Annotated in this window: 5 protein-coding genes; 4 read left to right on the forward strand and 1 reads right to left on the reverse strand. The window is 66.8% G+C overall.

Translation table 11 applies throughout. The annotated features are described in order from the left end of the window. Positions 1-5 precede the first annotated feature (5 nt). Positions 6-362, forward strand: a complete 357-nt coding sequence (locus tag AC50X6_RS02115; RefSeq protein WP_494964654.1) for a barstar family protein — start codon at positions 6-8, stop codon at positions 360-362. Positions 363-449: 87 nt separating this feature from the next. On the opposite strand, the gene glgP is transcribed toward AC50X6_RS02115, so the two are convergent. After that, positions 450-3,068, reverse strand: a complete 2,619-nt coding sequence (gene glgP, locus AC50X6_RS02120; RefSeq protein ID WP_494964655.1) for an alpha-glucan family phosphorylase — start codon at positions 3,066-3,068, stop codon at positions 450-452. A 142-nt stretch (positions 3,069-3,210) separates the two neighbouring features. Between glgP and AC50X6_RS02125 the strand changes: the two genes are divergently transcribed. Genes AC50X6_RS02125 through AC50X6_RS02135 form a run of 3 tightly spaced genes read left to right on the forward strand, consistent with a single transcriptional unit; the run spans position 3,211 to position 10,824 of the window. Continuing rightward, positions 3,211-5,292 carry an alpha-1,4-glucan--maltose-1-phosphate maltosyltransferase gene (locus AC50X6_RS02125; protein ID WP_494964656.1) on the forward strand — a complete coding sequence of 694 codons (2,082 nt, stop codon included), beginning with the start codon at positions 3,211-3,213 and terminating at the stop codon, positions 5,290-5,292. Beyond that, a complete protein-coding gene (treS, locus tag AC50X6_RS02130; RefSeq protein ID WP_494964657.1) occupies positions 5,289-7,085 on the forward strand; it encodes a maltose alpha-D-glucosyltransferase in 1,797 nt (598 codons plus the stop codon). Before AC50X6_RS02125 ends, treS begins: the two co-directional genes overlap by 4 nt. A gap of 1 nt (position 7,086) precedes the next feature. Continuing rightward, a complete protein-coding gene (locus AC50X6_RS02135) occupies positions 7,087-10,824 on the forward strand; it encodes a 1,4-alpha-glucan branching enzyme (RefSeq protein WP_494964658.1) in 3,738 nt (1,245 codons plus the stop codon). The last annotated feature ends 375 nt before the right edge of the window (positions 10,825-11,199 follow it).

Consider the following 11,199-nt stretch of genomic DNA (forward strand, 5'->3'; position numbering starts at 1 on the left):
AACCCATGAAGATTTACTCCGCAGACACCTGGACCATCGAGGAGTTGCAGGCCATGGTGGACGACGCCGGCCGCCGCGCCCTGCTGATTCCCGCAGCGGACACGAAGCGGGCCGTCCTGGCGATCTTCGCAGAAACACTCGACTTCCCGGCGGATTACGGCATCAACCTTGACGCCCTCAATGACTCGCTGCATGACTTCGCCGACGCGGTCTCCGACGGCGGACAGGCCCCGATTACGTTCATCTGGGAGGTCCCGGCGGTTTTCCGTGCGGACCGTTCTTTCGGCGTCATCTGCGAGATCCTGCAGGACGCCGAAGGCTATGCCGGCACGAATCTGTCCGTTATCGCCGTCTGTCTCTAGGCCTTGATCCGCCTCTGCTGGCCGGCCGGGACGACAGAAGCGCCGCGGACCGGATGACCGGTCTGCGGCGCCCCATGCGGATCAGGACTAGGCGTTGACGATCAAACCCAGCTCGGCCTTTGACGCCAGGGCCTCATGCTTGGGGAGCACCCGGACGGTGTAGCCGAAGGACCCGGAACGGTCGATGACGAGGGTTCCGCTGAAGAGGTGGCGGCCCTTGCCGAGGTCCTCCACGGCTGTCAGCTCGGCCACGGTGACGTCCGCCAGCTCGTCGCTGTCCTCGGCCTTGCCGTAGGCCACCTCAACGGACACATCCTCCGGCGTGAGCTCGTGCAGGGCCACATAAGCGTTGACCTGAAGCAGGTCACCGATCTGCGGGTCCTCGGAGACGCCCACGGAGTCCACATGCTCCACCTGGATCCGGGGCCAGGCCGCCCGGACCCGGGAGGTCCAGGACGCGAGGTTCTTTGCCTGGGCGAAGTTCTCCGCCACGGCGCGGCGGCCCGCGACAGCGGCCGGACGGTACAGGACGTTGACGTAGTCCTTGAGCATCCGGTCGGCGGAGACGGCCGGGCCCAGGTGGGACATCGTGTGCTTGATCATCGACACCCAGTGCGTCGGGACCTTTTGCGGTCCCGGCTGTGAGGGACCGGCCGCGCCGGCGCCGTCGGACACCGTCAGGCCGTAGAACCGGGGCGCCACCTGGGTCTCAAGCAGCTCGTAGAGCGCCGCGGCCTCGATGTCGTCGCGCTCCTCAGGTGAGGCGTCGTTGTTGGCGGTGGGGATTGCCCAGCCGTTCTCGCCGTCGTACATCTCATCCCACCAGCCGTCCAGGACCGAAAGGTTCAGCGAACCGTTCAGGGCGGCTTTCATGCCGGAGGTGCCGCAGGCCTCGAGCGGACGCAGCGGGTTGTTCAGCCACACATCGCAGCCGGGGAACAGGGTCCGGGCCATGGCGATGTCGTAGTTGGGCAGGAACGCTATCCGGTGCCGCACGGCGGGGTCGTCGGTGAACCGGACCAGGTCCTGGATCATCTTCTTGCCCGCGTCATCGGCCGGGTGGGACTTGCCGGCGATGACCAGCTGGATGGGGTGCGTCTTGTGCAGCAGCAGTGCCTTGAGCCGTTCGGGCTCGCGCAGCATCAGGGTGAGGCGCTTGTAGGTCGGCACGCGCCGGGCGAAGCCGATCGTCAGGATATCCGGGTCCAGCACGGAGTCCGTCCAGGCGAGTTCGGCGTCCGCCGCGCCGCGCTTCTTCCACGCCGACCGGAGCCGGCGCCGCACGTCGTCGACCAGGGACACCCGCATTTCGCGGCGGAGGGCCCAGACGTCCTCGTCGCTGACGTTGTAGGCGAGGTCCCAGCGGCCGTGCGCTTCCGCTTCCGCGCCAAACTGGTCGCGGGCCAGCTTGGAGACGCGCGGGTCCACCCAGGTGGGCACGTGGACGCCGTTGGTGACCGAGGTGATGGGCACCTCCGAGTGATCGAATCCCGGCCACAGGGCCGAGAACATGCCGCGGGACACCACACCGTGCAGCTTGGCCACACCGTTGGCGCGCTGGGCCAGGCGCAGGCCCATGACGGCCATGTTGAAGACGAAAGGGTTGCCATCCGTGAAGTCCTCGCGGCCGAGGTTCAGGATCTTTCCCACCGGGACGTCGGGGGCCAGCCCGGCGTCGAAGAACTGCTGGATCTGCGAGGTCTCGAAGCGGTCGATCCCGGCCGGGACCGGGGTGTGGGTGGTGAACACGGTGGAGGCGCGTCCGGCGGCAAGGGCTTCCTCCCAGCTCAGCGGTGCCGGTCCGGACATCAGTTCCTGGATCCGCTCGATGCCCAGGAAACCGGCGTGGCCTTCGTTGGTGTGGAAGACCTCCGGCGTCGGGCTGCCGGTGAGCTTCTGGTAGGCGCGCAAGGCCTTGACTCCGCCCATGCCGAGCAGGAGTTCCTGCTGGAGCCGGTGGTCACCGCCGCCGCCGTAGAGGCGGTCGGTGATGCCGCGGGCGGCGTCGTCGTTGCCCGGAACGTTCGAGTCCAGCAGCAGCAACGGGACACGCCCGACGTCGGCGCGCCAGATGTGCGCCAGCAGCCGGCGCCCGTTGGGGAGCGGCAGCGAAATCTGGACGGGGCGGCCGTTGCCGTCCGCGGACGCCTCACGCAGCAGCGTCAGTGGCAGTCCGTCCGGGTCCAGGACCGGGTAGGTTTCCTGCTGCCAGGCGTCGCGGGACAGCGACTGCTTGAAGTAGCCGGCCTGATAGAGCAGGCCGACGCCGATCAGCGGCACGCCGAGGTCGGAGGCAGCCTTCAAGTGGTCGCCGGCCAGAATGCCGAGGCCGCCGGAATACTGGGGAAGGACCTCGGTGATGCCGAATTCGGGCGAGAAGTACGCGATGCAGGACGGCGCGTCGTCGCCAAGGCTCTGGTACCAGCGCGGGTGTTCGAGATACCGGTCGAGGTCGTCAGCGCCCGCGTGGACGCGGCGCACCACGTCCTGGTCAGCGGCGAGCCGCTGCAGTTCCTCGCGGCTGACCAGCCCCAGGAACGTCACGGGATCGTGGGCGCTCTCGGCCCAGATCTTCGGGTTCAGCCCCTCGAAAAGCTCCCGGGTTGGCCGGTGCCAGGACCACCGAAGGTTGGTGGCCAGCCGGGCCAGCGGCCGGATTGACTCGGGGAGAACGGTTCGGACGGTAAATCTGCGGATAGCCTTCACCTGCGAAAGACTAACGGACAAGATGGAGCCCCGGAACCGCTGGGGGATACTTTTGCTTAAATGACGGATTGCGGTCCGAAAAACGTCCGGAAAAGCCGAGCAGACTTAGCAATCTGGCCGATTTGTCGATAACGTCGAGCCTGTGACGACTAACTCTCGAACCAGCGCCGTGTCCAAGCAAAAGCCAAAGGCCCCGATCACGGATGGCCTTCGATTTGGCCGTTTTCCGATCACCGCCGTGCAGCCCGCGGTGGAAGGCGGGATGTTCCCTGCCAAAGCCGTGGCGGGCGAAAGTATCGTGGTGGGGGCCACTGCCTTCCGCGAAGGTCACGACATGCTCGGCGTCAGCGCTGTTCTCCTGGACCCCCGGGGGAAGGAGCGCCAGCGCGTCCGCCTCGCCCCGCCGAGGGGAGACCGGGGCAAGGGCACCGACCGCTGGGAAGGGCTCCTGACTCCTTCCACCACCGGCAACTGGTCCTTCGTCATTGAGGCCTGGCATGACCGCTACGGCACCTGGCACCACAACGCCGAGGTCAAGGTGGAGGCCGGGATCGACGTCGAACTGATGCTGGCCGAGGGCGCCGCCCTGCTCTCCGAAGCGTCCGAGGACTCCGTGCGCCCGTCCGCTGACCGGCGCACGCTGCGGATGGCCGTCGTTGTCCTGTCCGACGTCACCCGGACCCCGGAGGAGCGTCTCGCTGCCGGGTTCAGCGCCGGGGTGGCCGCCGTCGTCGATCGCCAGCCGATCCGCGAACTGGTGACGGTCTCCGCGCCGTACCCGCTGCTGGTGGAGCGCGAGCTGGCCGGCCGGGGTGCCTGGTACGAATTCTTCCCCCGTTCCGAAGGGGCCGTCCGCAACCACCAGACCGGCGAATGGATGTCCGGGACCTTCCGCACCGCCGCGACGCGCCTCGACGCGGTCGCCGGTATGGGCTTCGACATCATATACCTGCCGCCGGTCCACCCGATTGGCAGCCAGCACCGCAAGGGTCCGAACAACACCCTGCTGGCCGGTCCGCACGATCCCGGTTCGCCGTGGGCCATCGGCGCGAAGGAAGGCGGCCACGACGCCATCCACCCGGACCTCGGCACCTTCGAGGACTTCGACGCCTTCGTGGCACGCGCCGGGGAGCTGGGGCTGGAAGTTGCCCTGGACCTCGCGCTGCAGGCTGCCCCGGACCATCCCTGGGTGGAGAGCCACCCGGAGTGGTTCACCACCCGGGTGGACGGCAGCATCGCCTATGCCGAGAACCCGCCGAAAAAGTACCAGGACATCTTCCCGCTCAACTTCGACAATGATCCTGCCGGCCTGTCCAACGAGATCCTGCGCATCGTGCTGCTCTGGGTGGGTCACGGCGTGAAGATTTTCCGCGTGGACAACCCGCACACCAAACCCGTGTGGTTCTGGGAATGGCTGATCGCCAAGGTCAACGAGAAACACCCCGACGTCGTCTTCCTTGCCGAGGCGTTCACCCGTCCTGCCATGATGCATGCACTGGGCCGCGCCGGCTTCCAGCAGTCGTACAGCTACTTCACCTGGCGCAATACCAAAGAGGAGCTGGAAGAGTACTTCCAGGAGATCAGCCACGAGTCGCCGGCCTACTTCCGGCCGAACTTCTTCGTCAACACCCCCGACATCCTGACCGGGTACCTGCAGTTCGGCGGGCCGCCCGCGTTCAGGATCCGCGCCGCGCTGGCCGCCACGGCGAGCCCGATCTGGGGCGTGTACGCCGGGTTCGAACTCTACGAACACGTCGCCCGGCCGGGTGCCGAGGAGTACATCGACAACGAGAAGTTCGAGTTCAAGGCGCGGGACTGGGACGCGGCGGCGGAATCCGGCCGGACGCTGGCCCCGTACCTGACCCGGCTCAACGAAATCCGGCACACCCACCCGGCGCTCGGGGACCTGCAAAACCTCACGCTGCACACGAGCACAGACGATGCCACGGTGGTGTACTCCAAGCACAAGACCCTCCCTGACGGCACGAAAGACACCCTGATCATCGTGGTCAACGTGGATCCGCACGGGATCCGGGAGAGCACGGTGTCGTTGGACCTGGCGGCATTGGAACTGGATCCGGAGAACCTGACGCCCAACGGCGGCTTCATGGTGGATGATCTGTTGACCGGCGAGAGCTGGGAATGGGGGGAGTACAACTACGTCCGCCTGGACGCCCACGTTGAGCCCGCCCACATTCTGAGCATCCGGAGGGATCACCCGTGAGTTTCAGCCCGACGAACCCCAACCAGCACTTCCGCCCGAAGGGGACTTTCGAACTGAACGCGCCCGGCCTCCAGCATGACCCGCTGTGGTACCGCAAAGCGGTTTTCTACGAGGTGCTGGTCCGCGGGTTTGCCGACGGAAACGGTGACGGCTCCGGCGACTTCCACGGCCTGATCGAGAAGCTGGACTACCTGCAGTGGCTCGGCGTCGACTGTCTCTGGCTCCCGCCGTTCTTCCAGTCCCCGCTCCGCGACGGCGGCTATGACATCTCCGACTACAACTCCGTGCTGGATGAGTTCGGCACCATCAGCGATTTCAAGCGCCTCGTCGCCGAATCGCACGCCCGCGGCGTGCGCGTCATCATCGACCTGCCGCTGAACCACACCTCAGACCAGCACCCATGGTTCCAGGAATCGCGCAAGGACCCGGACGGACCCTTCGGCGACTTCTACGTCTGGAGTGACACGGACGAGAAGTACGAGGACGCCCGCATCATCTTCGTGGACACCGAGGAGTCGAACTGGACTTTCGATCCCATCCGGCGCCAGTTCTTCTGGCACCGCTTCTTCAGCCACCAGCCTGACCTGAACTTCGAGAACCCCAAGGTCATCGACGCGCTGTTCGACGTCGTCCGGTTCTGGCTGGACCAGGGGATCGACGGGTTCCGCGCCGACGCCATCCCCTACCTGTTCGAAGAAGAGGGCACGAACTGCGAGAACCTGCCCCAGACCCACGAATTCCTGCGCAAACTGCGCAAGATGGTCGACGACAGCTACCCGGGCCGGGTGATCATCGCCGAAGCCAACCAGCCGCCGGCTGAGGTGGTCGAGTACTTCGGCACCGAGGAGGCGCCGGAATGCCACATGGCCTTCCACTTCCCCATCATGCCGCGCCTGTACTACGCGCTGCGGGACCAGAAGGCCGCCCCCATCATCGAGACGATGAAGGACACCCCGGCTATTCCCGAAGGCGCCCAGTGGGGCACCTTCCTGCGCAACCACGACGAGCTGACGCTCGAAATGGTCACCGCCGACGAGCGCGCCGCGATGCTCGGCTGGTATGCCCCTGATCCGCGGATGCGCGCAAACATCGGCATCCGGCGCCGGCTGGCGCCGCTGCTGGACAACTCACGCTCCGAAATTGAGCTGATCAATGCCCTGCTCCTCTCCCTGCCCGGCAGCCCGTTCCTGTACTACGGGGACGAGATCGGCATGGGGGACAACATCTGGCTCGAGGACCGCGATGCGGTCCGCACCCCGATGCAGTGGAGCCCGGACCGCAACGCCGGATTCTCCAACGCCGACCCGGGCAAGCTCTACCTGCCGGTAGTCCAGTCCCTGGTCTACAACTACAGCATGGCCAACGTCGAGGCCGAGGCCGCGCATTCGGGTTCACTGCTGCGCTGGACCCGCCAGATCCTGAGCGTCCGCAGGAACCACCCCGCGTTCGGGCTGGGCGGATTCGAGCACGTCGAAGCAGACCACGACGTCGTCCTCGCCTACCTGCGCGAGCTTCCGGACGGCAACTCGGCCGGCGAGGACAGCGAAACCATCCTGTGCGCCTTCAACCTGTCCCAGCACCCGGTGGCCACCACGCTGCGGATCCCGCGGTTTGCCGGGCGCGGGCTCCGGGACGTCTTCGGCGGCCAGGCGTTCCCCGCGATCTCCGAGGACGGAACCCTGACGCTGACCCTGGGCAGCCACGACTTCTTCTGGCTGCGGATCCGCACGGCTGCCTCCAACCCGGCATCGCCCTTCACACAGGCGATGCCGATCCTGTCCATCGAAGGCTGACATGACCCGACCCACCCTTACCCCCTCGCTGAGCGGGCTCCTCGGCAGCTGGCTTCCCCGCCAACGCTGGTTCCCCGTCAAGAGCGCCGAGTTCAGCTTCGAGCCGGCCGGCGGCCTTCGCCTGACCGGCGCCGGCGGGGCCAGCGGCAGCGGGGCCGCCGGCAGGGCCGAGCTGGAGGTGCTGCTGGTAGCGGTCAGCTACCCGACGACGGACGGCAGCCGCACCGACGTCGTGCAGGTCCCGCTCAGCTTCCGCCGCGCGCCCCTGGCCGGCGCGGAATCCGCGCTGATCGGCGAAACGACGGGTGGCGCTGCCGGCGACGGCGCCCGCTGGGTTTACGACGGCGTGCATGACCCGGCGTTTGTCGCGGCGTGGCTGGAACTCATCCGCGGCGGCGGCACCACTCCCGCAGGCAACGCCACCGGACACCGCGTGTCGTCCGGTTACCGTCTGCCCCTCGCCACCGGCGTCGTGAAGGTCCTCACCGGCGAGCAGTCCAACAGTTCCGTGATGGTGGACGACGGCGACTCGGCCGCCATCGTGAAGTTTTTCCGGGTGCTCTCCGAGGGCCACAACCCGGAGGTGGAAATCGGAGCCGCCCTGACGGCAGGGCGCACCGCCGAAGTCCCGGCGACCCTGGGCTGGGTCACCGGGGAGTGGGAGACCGCCGCCGGGTCTGCCAGTTCTGCCGCCGACTCTGCCGGATCTGCCGTCTCCGCTGCCGGGGGGAAGCGGCCCGCCCACGGCGAACTGGCTGTGGCCCACGAATTCCTCGCCGGCGGGCTGGACGCGTGGCGGCTGGCAGTGCACGCGGCAGGCAAGGGCCAGGACTTCACCGCCGAAGCGCATGCGCTCGGGGCCGCCACTGCTACCGTGCACCGGCGGCTGGCCCAAGCACTTGGCACCACCGTCGAATCCCTCCCGGGCAGCGACATCGCCCCGGGCGTTGCCCAGCGCATCCACCAGTCCTGGGCCCAGGCCGGGAGCATCGTGGGCAGCTACGACGACGCCCTGGACAGCCTGCTCAGGCGGCTTAAGGGCAGCGGTGCGGGCCCGCTCCAGCGGATCCACGGCGACCTGCACCTCGGCCAAATCCTGCAGGTTCCGGGCGCCGGCGGGTCGCCCCGCTGGGCCATCCTCGACTTCGAGGGGGAGCCGCTCCGGCCCATCTCGGAACGCAACTTCCCTGACGTCCCGCTGCGCGACGTCGTCGGGATGCTGCGGTCCTTCGACTACGCAGCCGGCGCGGCCGCCCGGGAGCACCCCGACGCGGACGTCCCGGAAAGCTGGGTGGACCACTGCGCCGAGGCATTCCTGGCCGGCTATGCGGGCGTCATCCCCGGAAGCATCGACCGCGATTCGCCGCTCTTCGTGGCGCTGTGGCTCGACAAGGCGCTCTACGAAGTCATCTACGAATTGCGCAACAGGCCGGACTGGCTTGCCATCCCGGTGAACGCTTCACGTCGTCTCCTCGGCAGTACAGGCTCCGGCGTTCCGGCCGAAGCCGCAGCGGAAGGTATCACAATGACAGGACCAGCACGCATCGATCGGCCCGGAGCCCCTCTCCCCGTGGACCCGGACACCCTGGCGCGGATCGCAGCCGGCGAGCACCACGCGCCGCACTCTGTCCTGGGCGCGCACTTTGATGACCACGGACACGTCACCATCCGCACCGTGAAGCACCTGTCCGAAGCCGTGTCCGTCGTGACGGCGGCCGGCACCTTCCCGATGACCCACGAGTCCGGGGGAGTGTGGGTGGCCGTGGTGGATCCGCTGGAGCCCGGCCATGTGCCGGACTACCGGCTGGACGTGACGTACGAAGGTCTGGCGCCGCAGTCCGCCGATGACCCGTACCGCTACCTGCCCACCGTGGGAGAGGTGGACCTGCACCTGATCGGTGAAGGCCGCCACGAGCGCCTCTGGGATGTCCTCGGCGCCCATGTCCAGCACTACAAGTCGGCACTGGGCGACGTTGACGGCGTCTCCTTCGCCGTGTGGGCCCCTAACGCCCAGGCGGTGCGCGTCAAGGGTGACTTCAACGGCTGGGACGGCCGGGAGTTCTCGATGCGCTCCCTCGGCTCCTCCGGGGTGTGGGAATTGTTCATCCCCGGCGTTGTAGCAGGGGCGTGCTACAAGTTTGAGATCAGGACAAGTCATGGTTACTGGGTGGAAAAGGCGGATCCGCTGGCCTTCGGGACCGAGGTCCCGCCGCTGACGGCGTCCCGCGTCGTCGAACCCTCCTACGCCTTCAGGGACGCCGAATGGATGGAGGCCCGGGCCGCCCGGGATCCGCACAACGCACCGATGAGCGTCTACGAGGTCCACCTCGGCTCATGGCGGGTTGGTCTCAGCTACCGCGAACTGGCCAAGGAACTCGTCGAATACGTCAAGTGGCTGGGCTTCACCCATGTAGAGCTCATGCCCGTGGCCGAGCACCCCTTCGGCGGTTCGTGGGGCTACCAGGTCACGTCCTACTTTGCACCGACCTCCCGCTTCGGCCACCCGGACGAGTTCCGGCACCTGGTTGATGAACTCCACCAGGCCGGCATCGGAGTGCTGCTCGACTGGGTGCCGGCGCACTTCCCCAAGGACGACTTTGCGCTGGCCCGGTTCGACGGCGAGGCGTTGTATGAGCACTCCGACCCGAATCTCGGCGAGCACCCGGACTGGGGCACCCTGATTTTCGACTTCGGCCGCAGCGAAGTCCGCAACTTCCTCGTGGCCAACGCACTCTACTGGTTCGATGAGTTCCACATCGACGGCCTACGGGTGGATGCTGTCGCCTCCATGCTCTACCTGGACTACTCCCGTGAGGAGGGCCAATGGCAACCGAACCGCTTCGGCGGCCGGGAAAACCTGGAAGCCATCTCGTTCCTGCAGGAAGTCAATGCCACCGTCTACAAGACGCACCCCGGCGCCGTCATGATTGCCGAGGAGTCCACTGCCTTCCCCGGTGTCACGGGACCCACGAGCCAAGGCGGACTGGGCTTCGGCATCAAATGGAACATGGGCTGGATGCATGACTCGCTCAAGTACATGGCCGAGGACCCGAACAACCGCAAGTGGCACCACGGCACCGTCACTTTCTCGATGGTGTACGCCTACACGGAGAACTTCCTGCTGCCCATCAGCCACGACGAAGTTGTCCACGGCAAAGGCTCGATGCTGCGCAAGATGCCCGGAGACCGCTGGCAGCAGCTGGCGAACCTGCGGGCGTTCCTGGGCTACCAGTGGGCGCACCCCGGCAAGCAGCTGATCTTCATGGGCACCGAGTTTGGCCAGGAAGCCGAATGGTCCGAGCAGCACGGTCTGGACTGGTGGCTCGCCGATATTCCGGCGCACCGCGGCATACAGCTCCTGACCAAAGACCTTAACGAGCTCTACGCCTCCACTCCGGCCCTGTACGAGCAGGACAACGATCCGGCCGGCTTCCAGTGGATCAACGGCGGCGACTCGGACCGCAACGTACTCACTTTCATCCGGCGCGACAAGTCCGGCAACCCCCTGGTCTGCGCCTTCAACTTCTCGGGAGGCCCGCACACGGCCTACCTCCTGGGGGTGCCGTCGGTGGGTGGGTGGCAGGAAGTACTGAACACTGACGCCGGAGCCTACGGCGGCTCGGGCGTGCTGAACGAAGGAACGCTGACCGCGTCCGACGCCGGCATGGACGGACAGCCGGCCACCCTCACCGTCACGCTGCCCCCGCTGGGAGCTGCGTACTTCCGGCCGGCAGGCTGACCCAGGACTGACTCAGGACGACGGCGGGTATCCCGCCTGGCGCCGCTGCTGGCGAGGGGCCCGGAATCCCCGTGATTCCGGGCTTTTTGGCACCCGCTGGGAGGGTGCTTCTAGGGGGCTTTGTCAGCGGGGCAAAGTGGTGATAGAGTTTATATCCGCGCTGCTCCCCGGAGTTGAGCGGCCAAGAAGACCCAGAAGCCTATGGCGACACTGAGTCGGGCAGGCCGAATTGACAAGGGTGAAGCGGCCGGGTAAGTTTGGGAAGTTGCTCCGGAGCGATCCGCGACTGTTTGGTTGTGGTGGTGCCGGGTGTGTCTGTTGTTTGAGAACTCAATAGTGTGCCAAGTTTGTTGATACCAATTTATTGTATTGAAT

Source organism: Pseudarthrobacter sp. HLT1-7, assembly GCF_059383435.1.

Coding starts and splice junctions, on each gene's coding strand:
- AC50X6_RS02115 (WP_494964654.1), top strand. CDS start 6: ATGAAGATTTACTCCGCAGACACCTGGACCATCGAGGAGTTGCAGGCC.
- AC50X6_RS02135 (WP_494964658.1), top strand. CDS start 7,087: ATGACCCGACCCACCCTTACCCCCTCGCTGAGCGGGCTCCTCGGCAGC.